This is a genomic window from Streptomyces sp. NPDC059201, from assembly GCF_042754585.1.
Taxonomy (GTDB): Bacteria; Actinomycetota; Actinomycetes; order Streptomycetales; family Streptomycetaceae; genus Streptomyces.
Window position 1 is genome coordinate 180,963 of record NZ_JBHZBB010000014.1, and the last position, 17,952, is coordinate 198,914.

A 17,952-nucleotide genomic window follows, 5' to 3' on the forward strand; every position below is an offset into this window, starting at 1 on the left:
CGCCGCCTCAGCTCAGCGCAGCAGCCGGGCCAGGGCGTCCGGGTCGGTGACGGGTGCGTCGCAGGTGAAGTGACGGCAGACGTACGCGGCGGGTGACCCGGCGACCAGGGGGCGGTCCCGCAGCAGCGGGAACTCCTCGCCGTCGGGGGCTCCGGCGGCGAGGACCGCTCCGGGGGTGGTCGCCCTCAGGGCCGTACGGCGCAGCTCCTGGAAGGCGGGGTCGGCGGCGGCGCCGACGACCGCGATCTCGCGGGGGCCGTCGAGCAGGGCCTCGGCGACGGCGAGGCCCCAGCCGATGAAGCGGGGGGCGCGCGGGCCGAGCGCCTTGACCACGCCGAGGGCTCCCTCGGCGGCGGTCCTGTGGGCCTCCGAGCCGGTGTGGGCCGCGTACGAGAGCAGTGCTCCGGCGGCGGCGGTCCAGCCGGACGGGGTGGCGTTGTCGGTGGGGTCCTGGGGGCGCCGGATGAGGGTCTCGGCGTCGTGGGCCGTGTCGTACAGCGCTCCGCCCTCGGCCGTGAAGCGGTCGAGGACGATGTCCAGGAGGAGGCCGGCGAAGTCCAGCCAGGCGCCCTCGCCGGTGACGGCGGCGAGGGCGAGGAAGCCTTCGGCGACGTCGGCGTAGTCCTCCAGGACGCCCGCGTTGGCGCCGGCCCGCCCGTCCTTCGAGGTACGGGCGAGCCGGCCGCCGTCGTCGAGGTGGAGGCGGACCAGCAGGTCGGCGGCCTCGGTGGCGCGCTCGACCAGGTCGGGGCGGTCGAAGAGGGCGCCGGTCTCGGCGAGGGCGGCGATGGCGAGGCCGTTCCAGGCGGCGACGATCTTGTCGTCGCGGCCGGGGCGTTCGCGCCGCTCGCGGGCCGCGTGCAGCCGGGTACGGATGGAGGCGATCCGGCCCGCGTCGGCGGGGCCCGCCTCCTGGGGGAGCTGGAGGACCGAGGCGCCGTGCTCGAAGGTGCCGTCCTCGGTGACGCCGTAGTGGGTGGCGGCGAGGGCCGCGTCCTGCGCGCCGAGGGCCTCCTCCAGCTGGGCGGGGGTCCAGGCGTAGAAGGCGCCCTCCACGTGCTTGCCCGTGCCGTCGTCGGAGTCGGCGTCGAGCGCGGAGGCGAAGCCGCCCTCGGGGGTGCGGAGTTCGCGGACCATGAAGTCGGCGGTCTCCAGGGCGACCCGGCGGGCGAGGTCGCTGCCGGTGGCCTTCCACAGGTGGGCGTAGACGCGGCAGAGCAGCGCGTTGTCGTACAGCATCTTCTCGAAGTGCGGCACGACCCAGGCGCGGTCGACGGCGTACCGCGCGAAGCCGCCGCCGAGCTGGTCGTAGATCCCGCCGCGGGCCATCGCCTCGCAGGTGTCGGCGGCCATCTGGAGGGCGCCCTCGGAGCCCGTACGGGCGTGGTGGCGGAGCAGGAACTCCAGGGTCATCGACGGCGGGAACTTCGGGGCGCCCCCGAAGCCGCCGCGGGTGGCGTCGTACTCGCGGACGAGCCCGAGGAGCGCGGTGGCCAGCTCCTCCTCCCCGGGAAGCCCGTCCCCGACGACGGCGAGCGACCGCCCGGCGAGATCCTTCACGATCCGCTCGGCCACCTCCGCGACCTCCCCCCGCCGGTCGCTCCAGGCGGCCCGCACCCCGTCGAGCACCTCCGGGAAGGACGGCATCCCGTGACGCGGCTCCGGCGGAAAGTAGGTCCCGAAGTAGAACGGAGCCGCGTCGGGCGTGAGGAACACGGTCATCGGCCACCCACCCTGCCCGGTGGCCGCCTGCACCGCCTCCATGTACACGGCGTCGACGTCGGGCCGCTCCTCCCGATCCACCTTCACGGCCACGAAGTGCTCATTGACCAGCGCGGCGATCCCCTCGTCCTCGAAGGACTCGTGAGCCATCACGTGGCACCAGTGGCACGCGGAGTAACCGACCGACAGCAGAACGGGTACATCGCGCCGTTTCGCTTCCTCGAACGCCTCGGGTCCCCACGGCCACCAGTCGACCGGATTGTCAGCGTGCTGAAGCAGATAAGGCGAGGTCATACCAGCCAACCGGTTCATACGTGCCAGCCTCTCACAACGCCTGGCACGACTGACGAAACCCTGACGCGCCCGCCTCACATGGCCGAATTGCACTGGTGAGCCATCACGTTGCGGGCGACTCCTCCCCCTTCGGTGTCGGGCGACCCGGCACCTCGGAACAGTAGGCTGGGCGCAGCAGCGCCGGACCTGCCGAGGCTCCTCGAAGGAGGTACACCATGACCGCCGAGATGGTGGCGCCCGCGTGGATGCATGCGCAGATCAGCGCGGAGCAGTACGACTCCTGGTCCGAGGAGCAGTGCGCCGGCATCGAGATCGTGGACGGAATGGTCGTCGTGAGCCCGAGCGCCTCGAAGCGGCACAACCGACTGGCCCGCATCCTGGCCAACGCCCTGGACACCGCCGCGGGCCCGGACTGGAACGCCGACACGGACTTCGACGTCCGCCTCCAGGACGTTCCGCTCACCAACCGCCGCCCGGACGTCACCGTCTACCGGGCGGAAACCATCGACCTCACGCCCACCCGCCCCGAGCACGTACTCCTGGTCGTCGAGGTCGTGTCGCCCGGCTCGGAGACAACCGACCGGGTCGTGAAGGTGGACCAGTACGCCAAGGCCGGCATCCCCTTCTACTGGCGGGTCGAGCAGGCCGTCACCGGTGTCCCGATCATCTACACCTACGTTCTCGACCCCGCCACCAAGGCTTACAGGGACGGCGAGATGTTCACCGGCACGGTGAAGGCCACCGCACCCTTCTCCATCACGGTCGATCTCGGGGACCTGTAAGGAACGAACGATGACGGTCGCCGCGGCGCCGAGGGCGAGCGCCAGCCGTTCGCCTCTCGACATCGAGGTCGGGCGGACAGACGGCCTGGTTCAAGGACGAGTTCGACGCCCCGCGGTGGGTCGACGTGGATACTCAGCGTGGCCATGTGCGACCAAGAAGGAGTTCCGGGGGTGCAGCAGAGCTCTGGGCCACAGGACGACGGCTCCCATCGAGGCTCCGCGCCGCGGCACATGTAGTCGCCTTGAGGCGCGTGGGAGCCGCGGACTACTCCTGGGCGAGGTGGGTGGAGAGGGTGCGGAGGGTCCAGCCTGTGCGGCGTAGGGCTGCCCAGGTGCAGCAGGCGGTCAGGGCTGCGGCGGTCAGGGTTGCGGCGGGGGCTGTGGGGATCGCGTTCAGGATGAGGACGCCGGTGAGGACGGTGGCGAGGCCGTCGAACTGCCAGAGGAAGACGCGGAGGGCGGAGAGGTCTCCTAGGGGGGTGACGATGGGGAGGAGGAGTTCGATGGGGAGGTTCGTTTTCATCTCGCGGAGGAATCTGGCGCCTAGGACGAGGAGAAGCGTTCCTGCGGCTAGGAGTGCCGTGTCGGTCACCCGGGTGGTCGGGAGGGGGCCGAGGGAAAGGAGCGTGGCGGTGGTCGCCAGGGCTGTCGCTGTCGTGACCGCGGTGGTCGGCCAGGCCAGGGTGCGGGCCAGGAGGGCGCGCCGGCCTCCGCCTAGGAGCGGGGGCCGGGTCAGTTCGTCGCGTAGGGCGCGCCAGGTCTCGCCGGTCCAGCCGGAGCCGGCGTAGACGAGGGCCGCGCCGGTCAGCCAGGAGAGTGTCGCCGTCCTGGCGGCCGGGTCGGTGAGGCCGAGGGCCAGCAGGATGCCGCCGGCCGGGAGGGAGACGGCGGCGGCGAGGGCGCGGCCCGGGGTGCGCAGGGCGCGGACGGCGCCTTGGGCTAGGGGGCCGCGCAGGCGTCCGTCGGGGCGGGTCAGGGCGGTGGTGAGTCCGCGCGGCTCGGGGCGGTAGAGGTCGAGTGCGTGGTGGAGGGTGCCGGTCCAGGCGAAGGTCTGAGCCTCTGCGGCGCGCGCGGACTCGCGGGCGAGCCGGGCGAGGTCGACCGTACCGAGGGATCGGAAGCCGGAGCGGGCGAGGGCCGCGGCGGCGAGCGCGGTCGCGGCGGCGGTGAGCCACAGGCCGGTGGCGGCCAGGGGGGCGGAGCGGGCGAGCAGGGTCATGGCGGCCGCCGCTGCGGCCGTGGCGGCGGCGAGCAGGGCGTTGTCGCGGACCGGCCGGACCTGGCCCCACAGCCAGGCGACGGGGGCGAGGGCGCCGATGCCGACGGCGACGGCGGCGCCCTGCGGCACGAGCGCGGCGCCTGGCTGGTCGAAGAGGTCGGTCAGCAGGAACGTGGCCGTGGCCACGGCGAGGAGCGTGCCGAGTGCGGCGTACGCGAGGCGGCGGTGGGCGAGGGTGCCGAGGTACCGGGCCGGGGGCAGGTCGGTGGACATGAACACGTGGAGCAGGAAGGGCTTGAGCACCAGCGGTCCCCAGTACCGGCCGGCGAGCTGGGCGCCCCAGACGGCCGCCGCCGCGACCAGGCAGGCCACGGGGGTCGCCGCGGCGGAGGACTCCAGGGTGAGGAGCGGCCGCGAGGTCCTCATCAGGTGGACGACCGGCACCACGTAGACGAGGACGAGGACGACGGTGAGGTAGACGGGGTACGCCCAGTCCCGCGCGGTGCCCCGGTCGCCGCGGCGGGCGTAGCGGTGCCGTACGGCGTGGACGCGTTCGGCGGCGTCGGGTCCGGCCGTGGTGCGGGTGCCGGTCGTCATCCGAGCTCCATGACGCCGTCGCAGGCTTCGACGAGGGTGGCGTCATGGGTGGCGACGAGGAGGGCGGTGCCCTGTGCCGCGCGCTCGGCGAGGAGGCCGGCGACGAGGGCGACGCGGTCGGTGTCGAGGTGCCGCTCGGGTTCGTCGAGGAGGACGATCCCGGCGGGGCGGACCAGCGTCAGGGCGAGGTGGAAGAGCTGGAGCTGGCCGGAGGAGAGCTGGGAGGGGAAGCGCTCGGCGAGTGGGGTGAGGCCCAGGCTCGCGAGGGTCTCCTCGGCGCGCTCGCCGGTCGCGGCGGTGTTGCCGTACCAGGAGGCGGCGACCAGGGTCACCTGCTCGCGCAGTGTCATGTCCCGGGCGACGGGCACGGGCTCGACGAGCGACGCCACGAGCCGCCGGTGCCGGGGCCTGGTCAGGTCGGCGGGCTCGCCCCGTAAGAGCAGGGCGCCGTCGGTCAGCCGGCGGCTCCCCAGGAAGGCCCGGAGGAGCGTCGTCTTCCCGGAGCCGTTGCTTCCGGTGAGGCACCGGAAGCCGCCCGCGGGCACGGCGAACGTCGTCGGCGCCAGGAGGGTGGTCCCGTCCAGGACGACGGCGGCGCCCTCCGCGGCAAGCGCGGGCACTTCACTCACGGTCCGCTCCCGAGGGGTCGGCTGCGGCCGCGCACGGGCGCGCGACGCGTGGCAGGCGGTCAGGTGCTCCCCGGACCCCGCTGCGGCCGCGGGCGCGCCGCGCGGGGAACGCGGTGGGCCGGATGCCCGGTCCGCGCCGGCCCGCGCCCGGGGTGCGGGTGCGGGCCGGACTCCGCCGCGGCCGCGGGCGCGCCGCGCGGGGTACACGGTGGGCCGGATGCCCAGTCCGCGCCGGCCCGCGCCCGGGGTGCGGGTGCGGGCCGGCGTGCCGCTACTTCGTGGCGGCGGGGGACTTCCCGGCGGCCTCCGCGGGCTCGGCCGGGTCCGGGGTCTCCTCGAAGGAGATGCTGTTCATGTGGCGGTTCATCGACTTCATCAGCGCCCAGACGGCGAGGGCCAGGACCGCGAAGACGACGAAGCCGAGGACGCCGGGGGTCACCTTGTTCTTGTCCAGCTCTTCGGCGGCGAAGGGGACCAGCTGCGTCAGTGCGAGGTGTGCGCTCATGTCAGGCATTGTCGCGGATGCCCGCGAAGAGATCTTCCTCGGGGAGGGAGGTGGGCACCAGCGACTTGCTGAGCTCGTACTCCTCCGTCGGCCAGACCTCCTTCTGGATCTCCATCGGGACCCGGAACCAGCCGCCCTCGGGGTCGATCTGGGTGGCGTGCGCGATCAGCGCGCGGTCGCGGGTCTCGAAGAAGTCGGCGCAGGGGACGAAGGTGGTGAGCGTCCGCTCCTTGCGCTCGAACTCCTTCCAGCGCTCCAGCCACTCGCCGTACGGGGACTCCAGGCCCCGGTCGAGGAGGGACTGGTGCAGGGCCTCGGTGCGGGGGCGGTTGAAGCCCTGGTTGTAGTAGAGCTTCTGCGGCGCGAAGACCGGGCCGAACTCGGCCTCGGGGAACTTCTCGGCGTCGGCCGCGCCGTCGAAGGCCACCATCGTGATCTTGTGGGTCATGATGTGGTCGGGGTGCGGGTACCCGCCGTTCTCGTCGTAGGTCGTGATGACCTGCGGACGGAAGGAGCGGATCTTGCGGACCAGTTCGCCGGCCGCGTGGTCCACGTCCTCCAGGGCGAAGCAGCCCTCGGGGAGCGGGGGCAGCGGGTCGCCCTCGGGGAGGCCGGAGTCGACGAAGCCGAGCCACTCCTGCTCGACGCCCAGGATCTCCCGGGCCTCGTCCATCTCCTTCCGGCGCACCTCGTGGATGTTCTCCTCGATGTACGGGTCGCCCTGGAGCTTGGGGTTCAGGACCGAGCCGCGCTCGCCGCCCGTGCACGTCACCACGAGGACGTCCACCCCCTCGGACACGTACTTGGCCATGGTCGCCGCACCCTTGCTCGACTCGTCGTCGGGGTGGGCGTGAACGGCCATCAGTCGCAGCTGCTCAGTCAAGACTCGATCCTCAGTGATTCGGCGCGGAGGGTGGTCTCTATAGTGACGGAATCGGGGGGACGAAAATTCCGCCACCCCCGGCTCGGAGAGGACCGATAGATGAGCGCCGTGCGAGAGCAGCTGCCCGAGGGGCGCTACGGGCGCTCCGCGGACGAGCGGGCCGACCGGAAGCTCCGGATCGTCGGCTCGGTCCTCGGGGTCCTCTTCCTGGCCCTGATCGGCTGGTACGGCTGGCACTACGTGGTCGACAGCAAGATCAGCGCCGAGATGATCAAGTTCGACGTGGTGAGCGACTCCGAGGTGCAGGTGCACCTGGAGATCCGCAAGGACGAGGGCGTCGAGGGCGTGTGCACGCTCCGGTCCCGTTCCGAGGACGGGGCCGAGGTGGCCCGCAAGGACGTCGTGGTCGACGAACCGGCCGGCCGGGTGGACCGCGTCTACTCGCTCCGCACGACCGCCCGTGCCACCAGCGCCGAGCTGCTGGGGTGTACGCCGCGGTAGCGGTGGGTAGGGAAAGGGCAGCGAGTTCCGGCGGGTCGCCGCGGTGACCTGGACCGACGCCATCCCGATGGTTTATGTCCTCCCGCTTTCCGCCACTCATTGTTAGGCTCGTGCTTTCGCCCACCCGGGAAGCGACCGTTTCCCGCGTAGGGCGATGCTTTGTATTCCCAGTACCTACGAGGAGCACCTGTGACCCAGACCAGCGACAACGTCACCTGGCTCACCCAGGAGGCGTACAACAAGCTCAAGGACGAGCTTGAGTACCTGTCTGGTCCCGCGCGTACCGAGATCGCCGCGAAGATCGCCGCCGCGCGCGAGGAGGGCGACCTGCGCGAGAACGGCGGGTACCACGCGGCCAAGGAGGAGCAGGGCAAGCAGGAGCTCCGGGTCCGCCAGCTCACCCAGCTGCTTCAGAACGCCAAGGTCGGCGAGGCCCCGGCGGACGACGGCGTCGTGGAGCCCGGCATGGTCGTGACGATCGCCTTCGACGGCGACGAGTCCGACACGATGACCTTCCTGCTCGCCTCCCGCGAGTACGCGTCCGGCGACATCGAGACCTACTCGCCGCAGTCGCCGCTCGGCATCGGCGTGAACGGCAAGAAGGCCGGTGACGACGCCGAGTACGAGCTGCCGAACGGCAAGAAGGCCATGGTGAAGATCCTCAGCGCGAAGCCGTACACCGGCTGAGGCCCGCCCTCCCCCTTCCGTACGTGACGAAGGGCCGGTCCCCCGTGGGGGCCGGCCCTTCGGCGTTCCCGCGCTCAGACGGAGGCGGAGCGGTACTTGCGGACGGAGAGGGTGCGGCGGTGGCGTGACCGCCCTGGCTGCCCGAGATCGAGGGCACCACCCTGATGCCGGACGGCACCCGCCCCCATTCGCCGTACGAGCGGATCACCGAGGAGGAGTTCAACACCTACTCGGTGATCTCGATCGAGGACTCAACGGCTGAGGACTGCGCCTCCGGAGGTTGATCAGGGTCTGGAACTCGTCCATGCTCTGGATGACCTTGGGCATCACTGATGACCTCGCTGCGGGGGCAAGCGCCTGGTGACAGGCTGGACACGGAAAGCAACAACCTCCGGTCGGTACCCACCTCTCCGCACCAGCCCATACCCAAGATCCATCGAGGGCGTGATCACCTCGTGCGACAGAAGCCCGAGCTGAAGGGAACCAGCCCCTCACCCCATGCGGGGTCGGGGGCTGGTGCCAGCCTCTCGGCCGGCTACGGCCGGTCGGTCAGGCGGTGCTGCCACCGCAGCGCCGATCCGTCGCCGATCCAGTGCGACGACGTACGGGTGCTGATCTGCTGACCGCCGATCCAGTACGTGTGACACCGGTCGGTGATGTGAAGCCGTACGGCGGTGATGTCCGGGCTGCCCGCACCCTGCCAGGCCGCCAGCGCGTCCTCCACCTCGTCCCACAGGGACACAGGCCCGCCCTGGCGAACCCGCCAGCCCTCTCCGTCGGCAATGAACTGGGCGAACGATTCGCGCTCGGAGTCGAAGAGGTAGAGGAGTTGTCCGCCCTCGCTCGTCCTGGCGTGGACGAGCTGGGCGCCAGGTGCGGCGAGCTGGGTGAGGAAGGCCGGCATCCACTCGTCCATCAGGAGCGGCGACACCTTCGTCTGGCGCTCGCTGTCGGCGTAGGCGGCGCGTGCCGAGAGGTCGCCGGCCACCGGCACGGTGGCCTGCGATCGGGCCTGCATGAAGGTGGCCTTCCCGATGATCCGTCCCTCGGCCGTACCGTCCTCGTTGACGGTCACCTTTGCCAGACCGCTGCCGGTCGCCCACGAGCCGACCGTGGCCAGGATGATCCCGCCGGGCTTGGTCTGCCGGACCCACGTGTAGGGGATGCGTCGGACCAGGCAGGTGGCGATGACCCTGTCGTAGGGTGCCCGGCGAGGGTGCCCGAGGAGGCCGTCTCCGGTCACTGTCCACGTGGAGTAGCCGGCCGCCTCCAGTGCGGCATCCGCCCGCGCGGCGACGCCCGGGTCCACCTCGACCGTGGTGACGTTGTCCTCGCCGAGGCGGTGACACAGCAGCGCACCGGAGTAGCCGGTGCCGGTGCCGATCTCCAGCACCTGGTGGCCGTCCTCCACGTCCAGGCTCTCGATCATGCCGATCACGAGCGCCGGCATCGTCGAGGAGGAGGTGGGCAGTCCTGCCACGGGCTCGCTGACCTGGTCGGCGGTGAGATGTCCGTCGAGCTGGGTGGTCAGCGTGTCCAGGGAGTAGGCGGTCCGAACCCACTCCTCAGGGTCGGTGCCGACGGCGGTCACGGGCCGCCAGCGGGCACCCTCGGGAAGGAAGACCCCAGGATTCAGGAACAGCTCGCGGGGAACCGATTCGACGGCCGCTCGCCATTCCGGCGTCTTGAGGGCGCCGGCCTGTACGAGCTGGTCGGCGAGGGCTCGCCGCTCGGGCGCGGTATCGGTCACGCGATCTCTCCTGCCATGAGGGCCGCGAACGCGGCGGACATCTTCAAGCCGGTGGGGCCCTCCAGCCACCCCCACTGGCCGTTGGGGTTGAGCTCCAGCCACCACAGGTCGCCCTTTTGGTCCTCGGCAAGGTCGAAGCTGCCGGAGGCCAGCCCGTAGTGCTCCAGGTAGGCCAGGAGCGCCTTCTCGACCATCCCGGGCAGGTCTACCACCTCGTAGGACAGTGCCGAGTAGTCCTTGCGCCAGTCCAGCAGGCCGGACGCGGACGTGATCCGTACGGCGAACACCTATCGGCCGACGATCAGGACGCGGAGGTCGGCCGCCTTGTCCACCACGGCCTGGAACAGGTGGGGCGCCACCCGCAGGCTGTCGTCGATCTCCTCGGCGGTGACCAGGTCGGCCCATGCCGCCAGCGGAACGCCGTCCTGCTTGTAAGGCGTCCAGCGCAGCGTCTTGTAGATCACCTGACCGTGCAGGCTGATGAACTTCCGTGCTTCGAAGGGCTCGTTGGTCACAAGGGTCGGTGGCACCATCAGGCCGAGACTCTGGGCCAGGGCCAGTTGGGCGGGCTTGTAGTCGGCAGCCGCCACACGGAGGGGGTGGTTCACCCATACGGGCCCCTCCAGCATCGCGTACAGGGAGCCGCCCAGGCCGAAGCGAACCTGCGCGGCAGCGAACTGGGCGTCATGCTCCCCCAGGTGAGGGAAGGTGGGCCAGGTGGGGCGGCGCCAGTAGACCGCCCGCACGCTGGCGAGGCGGGCGTTTCTCGACGGGGTACGTACGTGCCCGGCCACAGGGGCCGGGCACGTACCGAACCGAGCCGAGACCGTCAGGTCCGTCCCGATGTCGGCCGGGTTGAAGCGGACGACCGGCACATCGAGCTGGTTGAGTTCCGTGATCACCATGTCGGCGGTGACGTCGTCCGCCTCGGTGGCCACGAGCACGGGCCTCTTCTCGGTCATGGCCACTAGTCCGTGTTGCTGTCCTGGTCGTGGCCCTGGTCGTTGCCGGACTGCCCGTCGGGGCTGGTCACCGTGGAGGTCTCGGTGCCGGAGCTGGTGCCGTGCTGGCCCATCTCGACGACGTGGCCCTCGCGGTCGAGGAAGACCCCGAGCTGCGTGTCGGGGTCGACGGAGACCGACGAGTGCGGCAGGTGGATGGTGTGGGGGTACGGCGCGAGTCGCCCGACGCCCCACGGGGGGACGGGCGCGAGTTCTACAGCGGTGCTCACAGTGCTCCTCAAGGTTCGGCGGGCTGGACTCGGGAAGAGGCCGGCCCACGGTCCGTTACAAGGGGTGGAGCGGCCGCCCCGGCGATGACTGTGCTGATGCGGGGCGGCAGTTGGACGACCCGTCCCGAGCGGGCGTGGAGGCGGGGGAGCTCTCCGTCGGGGTACTCAGCTCGGGACGGGCCAGCTTTAGGCGGTGGTCGCCAGAGCGACACCGATGTACACCCCGCACGAGGCGCTGATCGCGATGATGAACAAGGGGCCGGCGTACCGGCCGATGACGCCTAAGACGCGGCTCACGTCAGCATCTCGGTCCGGTAGGGGCGCGTGATGATCTCGCGGTAGGACGTGTGAGAGGGGTGCCGGCCGGAGTGCGCCAGGGCCCACGACTGCGGGGCCTCCCAGTCGCCGGAGTCGTCCGACTTCTCCAGGCACTCCGGGAGCGTGCACTGAAAGGCGTGGGTGACGGGCTCGGTGCCCTCTCGCCTGTCGGGGGTGATCTTCCATTCCACGTAGGCGAGGACCGCGCGCGGCCGGCTCACAGTCCCCACCTCTTCCGGCCGTTCTCGACAGCGACCCGGGCGCTGAGCACTTCCTCCGCCGTGGGGGTCACCACCTGGTCCGGCGTTACCTCCCACTCGACGCCTCCGCTCAGGGGTCGGAGCTGCACCATCCCGTGCTGCTCGCCCATCACGAAGCCGATCTTGTCGGTGCTCAAGTCCTTGGCCGCCGCGCCGATTCTCGGCCTGGTCTCCTGGTCGCTCGTCATGACAACGAAGGTACGGAGGGCAAAGAAGGGAACCCAGGCACGGAGCGTGGTAGTTCCCTGGCTCTCCGTCAGGAAGTGCTACGTGGCGTGGTAGTTAGCCGGTGAGCCCCAGGTGGAGGGCCATGTCTCGCATCTCCTGAGTCAGCGTTCGCTTACGGGTCTTCAGGATCTCTTCCATGATGCGGCGGGCCATCGCCTGGTGCTTGAGCCACTCGGGGGACTGGTCCTTGATGACGCACAGCTCGGTCATCGCGTCCTGGTGCGACCCGAGCTTGGAGTAAGCGCGTGCGACATCCAATCGATGCCTGTCCCAGTTGTTCGCGCTCGGCCGGCCGAGCCTGGCGAGCCCTTGGGGCCCGACGGGACCCTTGTCGGCCCGGTCCAGGACGCCTCGGTAGTCGCCGATCAGCGCGAGGTCCTCGATCGCCTTCGCCTCGGCGGTCACGGGCCCGAAGGTCGTCCAGTGCGACCGGAAGTCCACATGCTCGCGGCCCAGGTTGCTCGCGGCCGTCGCGGTCAGCTTCCGGGCCTCCTTGGCGACGTCGGCACGGTTGTTCCTGATCGCGGCCGACGCGACGCGCTGGAGGAGCTCTCCCCAGAGGGCTACTTCGCCCGGGGTGGCCCTGGACATGCGCGGTTCGATCTCGTCGGCCGTCACGGCGGCGAGGTGCTCGGCCTCGTCGAAGCGGTCCTGTCGCAGGAGCAGCCAGGCCATGCCCACCACGCCGGTCGCGGCGATGTGCGGCTTGTCGACCTCGCGAGCGTCCCTGATGCCCAGCGAGAGGGCGTGATACGCCATGTCGTAGCGCCGGACCTGCGTCAGGTACTTGCCGGTGAGCAGGTAGGCGTCGGCTCGAACCGTGAGGGCTTCGCTGCGAGGGTCGCCCTCCTCGGCCAGGTTCACGGCGGCCTCCGCGCCGCGCAGGATCGCGGGAAGCTTCTTGGCCACGCTGTTGTAGGCGTCTGCGTGATACAGGGCGTGACTGTCGTCGATCTCGCTCCGCAGGACGGACAGGGGTGGCGCCTGGTCGACCTCGACGAGGACTTCGCGCAGTCCGACGGGGGGCATCAGGGCTCGGCGCAGCTCGGCGAGCTTGGGGCCCTCACCGATGGCGATGTGGACCGGGTCCAGTGCCTCGGTGGCGAAGAGGGTCGCCGTCGTCGTCTTGAGGGCACGGGCGAGTGCGTGGATGCTCTCGACGGAGAGGTTCCCGCCTTGCTCGGCCTTCCGGACGACGCCGAGGGACAGGTCGGACGCCTCGGCGAGTTGTTCCTGGCTCAGGCCGGCGCGGCGGCGATGCTTGCGGACGTTCTCACTCAGCGACGACATCGAATCACCTCTCGGCCAGGGTATGCCCCGGGGAGATGGGCCGAAGCCCCTTCCAGGCAGCCGGAAGGGGCCCTGACACCGGGAGTTCAGAGGGGGGCGTCAGCCGTCCGCGCGCCGGTACTTGCGGACGGAGAGGGTGCGGAAGAGGGCGATGATCAGGATCGAGTAGATGACCGATGCCCACACCGGGTACTGCATGGGCCAGGCGTCGGACGGGGAGAGGCCCGGGTCGCCGAAGAGCTTGCGGCATGCCTGGACGGTCGCGCTGAACGGGTTCCACTCCGCGACCGGCTGGAGCCAGCCGGGGAGCTTGCTGGAGTCGACGAAGGCGTTCGAGATGAAGGTGACGGGGAAGAGCCAGATCAGGCCGCCGGAAGTCGCGGCCTCCGGGGTGCGCACGGAGAGGCCGATGAGGGCGCCGATCCAGGTGAAGGCGTATCCGAGGAGGAGCAGCAGGGCGAAGCCGAGCATGATCTTCCCGAAGTTGGTGGGCGCGGCGTAGCCGGGTCGCCAGCCGATGATCAGGGCGACGACGGCGAGGACCAGCAGGGTCACCGCCGTCTGCACGAGGTCCGCCACCGTGCGGCCGGTGAGCACCGCGCCGCGCGCCATCGGCAGGGAGCGGAACCGGTCCATCAGGCCCTTGTGCATGTCGTCCGCGATGCCGGCGCCCGCGCCGGCGGTGGCGAAGGTGACGGTCTGGGCGAAGATGCCGGCCATCAGGAAGTTCTTGTACACGTCCGGGTCGGTGCTGTTCCCGATCTGCATCGAGCCGCCGAAGACGTACGTGAACAGGATGACGAACATGACGGGCTGGATCAGCCCGAACAGGATCATCTCCGGGATCCTGGACATGCGGATCAGGTTCCGCTTGGTGACGACCAGGGAGTCCGCGATCGACTGGGCGATGCCGCCGCGGGCGGCGGGGACGTGGGGGGCCTTGTCGGTGAGGGTGGTCACGCGGCCGGCTCCTTCCGGTGCTTGCGGCCCTGGGCGGGCGGCTGCTCCCCGCCGTTCTCCTCCTGCTCGGTCGCGGCGGCGTGGCCGGTGAGGGAGATGAAGACGTCGTCGAGGGTGGGGCGGCGCAGTCCGATGTCGTCGATCTCGATGCCGACGGCGTCGAGGTCGCGGATGACCTCGGCGAGCAGCTTGGCGCCGCCGGTGACGGGGACGGTGAGCTTGCGGGTGTGGTCCTCGACGGAGACGTCGTCGAGACCGCGCTCGCCGGGGCCGTAGCGGGCGAGGATGCCGCGGGCGGGGGCGATGGCGTCGCGCTCGTGGACGACGACCTCGACGCGCTCGCCGCCGGTGCGGGCCTTGAGCTGGTCGGAGGTGCCGCGGGCGATGACCTTGCCGTGGTCGACGACGGCGATGTCGTGGGCGAGGTGGTCGGCCTCCTCCAGGTACTGGGTGGTGAGGAGGAGGGTGGTGCCGCCGGAGACGAGCTCCTTGATGACGTCCCACAGGGCCTGGCGGTTGCGGGGGTCGAGGCCGGTGGTCGGCTCGTCCATGAACATCACGGGCGGGGCGACGACCAGGGCGGCGGCGAGGTCGAGGCGGCGGCGCATGCCGCCGGAGTACGTCTTGGCTGTGCGGTCGGCGGCGTCGGTGAGGTGGAAGCGGTCGAGGAGTTCTCCGGCCCGCTCCTTCGCCGCCTTCGCCTTCATCTGGTAGAGCTGGCCGACCATCTGGAGGTTCTCGCGGCCGGTGAGGTACTCGTCGACGGCGGCGAACTGGCCGGAGAGGCCAATGGAGCGGCGGACCTCGTTGGGGTGCCGCAGGACGTCGATCCCGGCGACGGTGGCGGTGCCGCTGTCGGGCCGGAGCAGGGTCGTGAGCACCCGTACGGCGGTGGTCTTCCCCGCTCCGTTGGGACCGAGCAGGCCGAGGACGGTGCCCTCGGGCACGTCGAGGTCCACGCCGTCCAGTGCAGTGACGTCGCCGAAGGTCTTCACCAGTCCCTCGGCGTGAATCGCGCCTGGCATGTCCACACTCCCGGATCATTTCGGGCATTTCTGCCGATCCTAGGGCAGCATGGACGGCCGTGCCCGGCTCAGGACGGCAGCACCGTGTACCCCGCGTCGCGCAGCGCCGCCTCGACCTCCCGGCAGTGCTCCGGCCCCTTCGTCTCCAGGTGCAGCTCCACCTCCACCTCCGTGAGGCCGAGCCGCGGATCGGTCCGTACGTGACTCACGTCGAGCACGTTCGCGTCGACCACCGTCAGCACCGCGAGCAGCGTCGCCAGCGCGCCCGGGCGGTCCGCCACGCGCAGCCGCAGGCTCAGATACCGGCCCGCCGCCGCCATGCCGTGCCGCAGGATCCGCTGGAGCAGCAGCGGATCCACGTTGCCGCCCGACAGGACCGCGACCACCGGGCCCCGGAAGGACGTCGAGTCGCTCAGCAGGGCCGCCACCGGGCTCGCGCCGGCCGGCTCCACCACCAGCTTCGCCCGCTCCAGGCAGAGCAGCAGCGCCGAGGAGAGCGCGTCCTCCGAGACGGTGCGCACCTCGTCCACGTACTCCTGGACCAGGCCGAACGGTACGTCCCCGGGCCGGCCCACCTTGATGCCGTCGGCCATCGTCACCGGGGAGTCCACCACCACCGGATGCCCGGCGGCCAGCGACGGCGGGTAGGCCGCCGCCCCCTCCGCCTGTACGCCGATGATCCGCACGTCCGGGCGGAGCGACTTCACCGCGAGTCCGATGCCTGCCGCGAGCCCGCCGCCGCCGATGCCGACGACGATCGTGCGGACCTCCGGGCACTGCTCCAGGATCTCCAGGCCGACCGTGCCCTGGCCGACGATGACGTCCGGGTGGTCGAAGGGGTGGATGAAGACCGCGCCCGTCCGCCCCGCGTACTCCTGCGCGGCGGCCAGCGTCTCGTCCACCACGTGCCCGTGCAGGCGCACCTCCGCGCCGTACTCGCGGGTCGCCGCGACCTTCGGCAGCGGCGCGCCGACCGGCATGAAGACCGTCGCGTGCACCCCGAGGAGCTGTGAGGCGAGCGCCACACCCTGCGCGTGGTTCCCGGCCGAGGCGGCGACCACCCCCGCCGCCTTCTCCTCCGGCCGGAGCCCGGCGATCCGCACGTACGCGCCCCGCAGCTTGAACGAACCGGTCCGCTGGAGGTTCTCGCACTTGAGCAGGACCGGCGCCCCCACCAGCGACGACAGGTGCCGACTGCCCTCCAGGGCGGTCATCCGGGCCACGCCCGCCAGCATCTTCCGCGCTCCGCGCACGTCGTCGAGCATCAGCCGGTGCAAGGGGTGTGGCGTACCGAAGGTCATGACCCCAAGTCTCGCAGCTCACCGGGGTCGCGGGCGCGCGGGCGGCGGGCCCGCGGCGGGTTTGCGCACGGCCGGTACGGAGCCCGTCCCGTCCGCGTACTCTGTCCCCCACACCGACCACCGCCGCACGAGAGAGACCCCAGCCATGCCCACATCTCAGGACATGACGACTGAGCTCGACCCCGGTCTCCTCGATGCCCTCCAGCACCAGGTGGCCGTCTTCGCCCGCCGGGCGGAGCAGACCCGCCTCGGCGGCACCGGCCAGCTCCGCAACTCGATGGACCGGGCCGCCTACCTCCTCCTCAACCGCCTCGACCAGGAAGGGCCGATGGGCGTCAAGGCGCTCGCGGCGGGCATGGGGATCGATTCCTCGACCGTCACCCGCCAGGTCGCGCCGCTCGTCGACTCCGGCCTCGTCAAGCGCACCTCGCACCCCGAGGACGGGCGCGCGGTCGTCCTCCAGCTGTCGCCGCGCGGCCTGGAGCGCCTGGAGGAGGTGCGCTCCTCGCGCCGGACGCTGATGGCCGAGGTCACGGACGGCTGGACGGAGGACGAGCGCGCCTCCTTCTGCTCGCTGCTCACCCGCTTCAACGCGGCGCTCTCCGCGCGCCAGGCCGGTGCGGCCGGTTCGACGCAAGGGGGTTGACCCCGCTTCGGCCCCGGCCGCTAGATGAGGTGTGGAGACGCAGCGGGGCCGATCCGAACACGCCGCCCGCGCCGAGGAGTTCGCCGCGTTCGTGGCGGGCGCGGCGGGGCGGCTGCTGCATGTCGCGACCCTGCTCACCGCAGAGACCCGGGTACGCAACCCCTGCGCCCACGCGCTGCTGACCGCCGCCCTCGCGCACGCGTACGCGGTCCGCGCGCGGGGCCGGGACGAGGATCCGTACGCGCTCACCCGCGACGACCTCGCGCTGCGCTTCGCCCGTACCGCCTGGCGGCACCGGACCGGCCGCGGCGGGATCCTCGGCGCCCTCACCCCGCGGGAACGGCTGGTGCTCGTACTGCGCCTGTACGAGAACGTGCCCGAGGAACAGACGGCCGCACTGCTCGGCCTGCCGGAGGCACGGGTCCGCGCGGTGTACGCCCGCGCGGTGGCCCGGATCCGGGAGGACCGGCGGCGGGAGGACCGGCGACGGGAGGCGGCCGCGTGAGGTACGTCGACAAGGAGGCGGCCGTCCGGCGGCTGCTCGACACCCCGCATCCGCCCGTCCCGGCCGGGCTCGGGGCGCGGGCGGCGGCCCGCGGCGGGCGGCTGCGGCGGCGGGAGCGCGCGGTGCGGAGGGTCGGCGCGGTGCTGGCCGGGCTCGCCGCGCTCGGCTTCACCCTCTGGGCGGCGGAGGCCCGGCCCTGGGAGCCGCCGCCGGCCGCGACGACGCCGCCGTTCGCCGGTCCGTGAGCCCGGTCCTAGCCTGGAAGGAGGGGTCGGGCCCATGTCACCGCAGGAGGCCGACATGACCAGGAAAGCCGCCGACTGCCGGGACGCCCCGAGCGTCTCGGGCTGCTCGCTCTACATCTCGGGCGAGGAGGAAGAGGTGGTCCGCGCCGCCACCGAACACGCGGTCTCCGTCCACGAACACACGGACACCCCCGAACTCCGCCAGGAGGTCCGAGCCAGCCTGAAGGACGCCCTGCCGGGCACCTGAGACGGGGCGGACGCCCGGCGGGCGCAGGCCCGGCGGGCGCAGCCCCGCGGGCGCAGGCCCCGCGGGCGCAGCCCCGCGGGCGCAGGCCCCGCGGGCGCAGCCCCGCGGGCGCAGGCCCCGCGGGCGC

Annotated in this window: 20 protein-coding genes and 1 pseudogene; 7 read left to right on the forward strand and 14 right to left on the reverse strand. The window is 71.7% G+C overall.

All coding sequences use genetic code 11. The features are described 5' to 3' along the window. Positions 1 to 12 precede the first annotated feature (12 nt). Positions 13 to 2,034 carry a thioredoxin domain-containing protein gene (locus ACFXMG_RS34560; protein ID WP_383827926.1) on the reverse strand — a complete coding sequence of 674 codons (2,022 nt, stop codon included), beginning with the start codon at positions 2,032 to 2,034 and terminating at the stop codon, positions 13 to 15. Positions 2,035 to 2,231: 197 nt separating this feature from the next. On the opposite strand from ACFXMG_RS34560, the gene ACFXMG_RS34565 reads away from it, so the two are divergent. Then, positions 2,232 to 2,798 carry a Uma2 family endonuclease gene (locus ACFXMG_RS34565; RefSeq protein ID WP_383827924.1) on the forward strand — a complete coding sequence of 189 codons (567 nt, stop codon included), beginning with the start codon at positions 2,232 to 2,234 and terminating at the stop codon, positions 2,796 to 2,798. Positions 2,799 to 3,063: 265 nt separating this feature from the next. Here the strand turns inward: ACFXMG_RS34565 and ACFXMG_RS34570 are convergent, their stop codons facing one another. The 4 genes from ACFXMG_RS34570 to mca all read right to left on the reverse strand — a co-directional run bounded on the left by ACFXMG_RS34570 (position 3,064) and on the right by mca (position 6,631). After that, complete coding sequence (locus ACFXMG_RS34570) at positions 3,064 to 4,614, reverse strand: hypothetical protein (RefSeq protein ID WP_383827922.1); 1,551 nt, start codon at positions 4,612 to 4,614, stop codon at positions 3,064 to 3,066. Continuing rightward, positions 4,611 to 5,243 carry an ATP-binding cassette domain-containing protein gene (locus tag ACFXMG_RS34575; RefSeq protein WP_383827920.1) on the reverse strand — a complete coding sequence of 211 codons (633 nt, stop codon included), beginning with the start codon at positions 5,241 to 5,243 and terminating at the stop codon, positions 4,611 to 4,613. Before ACFXMG_RS34575 ends, ACFXMG_RS34570 begins: the two co-directional genes overlap by 4 nt. 271 nt (positions 5,244 to 5,514) lie before the next feature. Beyond that, a complete protein-coding gene (locus ACFXMG_RS34580; protein ID WP_383827918.1) occupies positions 5,515 to 5,757 on the reverse strand; it encodes a hypothetical protein in 243 nt (80 codons plus the stop codon). Then, positions 5,750 to 6,631, reverse strand: a complete 882-nt coding sequence (gene mca / locus ACFXMG_RS34585) for a mycothiol conjugate amidase Mca (protein ID WP_383827916.1) — start codon at positions 6,629 to 6,631, stop codon at positions 5,750 to 5,752. Before mca ends, ACFXMG_RS34580 begins: the two co-directional genes overlap by 8 nt. 99 nt (positions 6,632 to 6,730) lie before the next feature. Here mca and ACFXMG_RS34590 point away from each other — a divergent pair, with 99 nt between their 5' ends. Both ACFXMG_RS34590 and greA read left to right on the forward strand, forming a co-directional pair. Then, positions 6,731 to 7,132 (forward strand): DUF4307 domain-containing protein, encoded by a 402-nt coding sequence (locus ACFXMG_RS34590; RefSeq protein ID WP_383827914.1) that lies wholly within the window; start codon positions 6,731 to 6,733, stop codon positions 7,130 to 7,132. A gap of 189 nt (positions 7,133 to 7,321) precedes the next feature. Further along, a complete protein-coding gene (gene greA / locus ACFXMG_RS34595; protein ID WP_031013045.1) occupies positions 7,322 to 7,819 on the forward strand; it encodes a transcription elongation factor GreA in 498 nt (165 codons plus the stop codon). Positions 7,820 to 8,354: 535 nt separating this feature from the next. Here the strand turns inward: greA and tgmC are convergent. The 9 genes and pseudogenes from tgmC to ilvA form a co-directional block, all read right to left on the reverse strand. Next, positions 8,355 to 9,569, reverse strand: a complete 1,215-nt coding sequence (gene tgmC, locus ACFXMG_RS34600; RefSeq protein ID WP_383827912.1) for an ATP-grasp peptide maturase system methyltransferase — start codon at positions 9,567 to 9,569, stop codon at positions 8,355 to 8,357. Further along, positions 9,566 to 10,531 (reverse strand): annotated as a pseudogene (gene tgmB / locus ACFXMG_RS34605) (ATP-grasp ribosomal peptide maturase). Before tgmB ends, tgmC begins: the two are co-directional and overlap by 4 nt. A gap of 5 nt (positions 10,532 to 10,536) precedes the next feature. Then, positions 10,537 to 10,800 (reverse strand): putative ATP-grasp-modified RiPP, encoded by a 264-nt coding sequence (gene tgmA / locus ACFXMG_RS34610; protein ID WP_383827910.1) that lies wholly within the window; start codon positions 10,798 to 10,800, stop codon positions 10,537 to 10,539. 293 nt (positions 10,801 to 11,093) lie between these two features. Continuing rightward, positions 11,094 to 11,339, reverse strand: a complete 246-nt coding sequence (locus tag ACFXMG_RS34615) for a hypothetical protein (RefSeq protein ID WP_383827908.1) — start codon at positions 11,337 to 11,339, stop codon at positions 11,094 to 11,096. Further along, positions 11,336 to 11,566: a hypothetical protein gene (locus ACFXMG_RS34620; protein ID WP_383827906.1), complete on the reverse strand. Its 231-nt coding sequence runs from the start codon at positions 11,564 to 11,566 to the stop codon at positions 11,336 to 11,338. Before ACFXMG_RS34620 ends, ACFXMG_RS34615 begins: the two co-directional genes overlap by 4 nt. Positions 11,567 to 11,660: 94 nt before the next feature. Then, positions 11,661 to 12,896 carry a helix-turn-helix domain-containing protein gene (locus ACFXMG_RS34625; protein WP_383827904.1) on the reverse strand — a complete coding sequence of 412 codons (1,236 nt, stop codon included), beginning with the start codon at positions 12,894 to 12,896 and terminating at the stop codon, positions 11,661 to 11,663. Between the two features lie 99 nt (positions 12,897 to 12,995). Next, the gene (locus tag ACFXMG_RS34630; protein ID WP_383827902.1) at positions 12,996 to 13,856 is read right to left on the reverse strand and encodes an ABC transporter permease; all 861 of its coding nucleotides are present in this window, start codon (positions 13,854 to 13,856) and stop codon (positions 12,996 to 12,998) included. After that, positions 13,853 to 14,881: an ATP-binding cassette domain-containing protein gene (locus ACFXMG_RS34635; protein WP_383827900.1), complete on the reverse strand. Its 1,029-nt coding sequence runs from the start codon at positions 14,879 to 14,881 to the stop codon at positions 13,853 to 13,855. Before ACFXMG_RS34635 ends, ACFXMG_RS34630 begins: the two co-directional genes overlap by 4 nt. A gap of 68 nt (positions 14,882 to 14,949) precedes the next feature. Further along, positions 14,950 to 16,182 (reverse strand): threonine ammonia-lyase, encoded by a 1,233-nt coding sequence (gene ilvA, locus ACFXMG_RS34640; protein ID WP_383827898.1) that lies wholly within the window; start codon positions 16,180 to 16,182, stop codon positions 14,950 to 14,952. 145 nt (positions 16,183 to 16,327) lie between these two features. Here ilvA and ACFXMG_RS34645 point away from each other — a divergent pair, with 145 nt between their 5' ends. From ACFXMG_RS34645 to ACFXMG_RS34660, 4 genes are read left to right on the forward strand one after another with little or no spacing between them, the layout of a single operon-like run. Continuing rightward, positions 16,328 to 16,828 (forward strand): MarR family winged helix-turn-helix transcriptional regulator, encoded by a 501-nt coding sequence (locus ACFXMG_RS34645; RefSeq protein ID WP_383827896.1) that lies wholly within the window; start codon positions 16,328 to 16,330, stop codon positions 16,826 to 16,828. A 31-nt stretch (positions 16,829 to 16,859) separates the two neighbouring features. Beyond that, positions 16,860 to 17,333 (forward strand): sigma factor-like helix-turn-helix DNA-binding protein, encoded by a 474-nt coding sequence (locus tag ACFXMG_RS34650; RefSeq protein ID WP_383827894.1) that lies wholly within the window; start codon positions 16,860 to 16,862, stop codon positions 17,331 to 17,333. Beyond that, positions 17,330 to 17,578: a hypothetical protein gene (locus ACFXMG_RS34655; protein ID WP_383827892.1), complete on the forward strand. Its 249-nt coding sequence runs from the start codon at positions 17,330 to 17,332 to the stop codon at positions 17,576 to 17,578. Before ACFXMG_RS34650 ends, ACFXMG_RS34655 begins: the two co-directional genes overlap by 4 nt. A gap of 55 nt (positions 17,579 to 17,633) precedes the next feature. Beyond that, a complete protein-coding gene (locus ACFXMG_RS34660) occupies positions 17,634 to 17,825 on the forward strand; it encodes a DUF1059 domain-containing protein (RefSeq protein WP_383827890.1) in 192 nt (63 codons plus the stop codon). Positions 17,826 to 17,952: the final 127 nt, after the last annotated feature.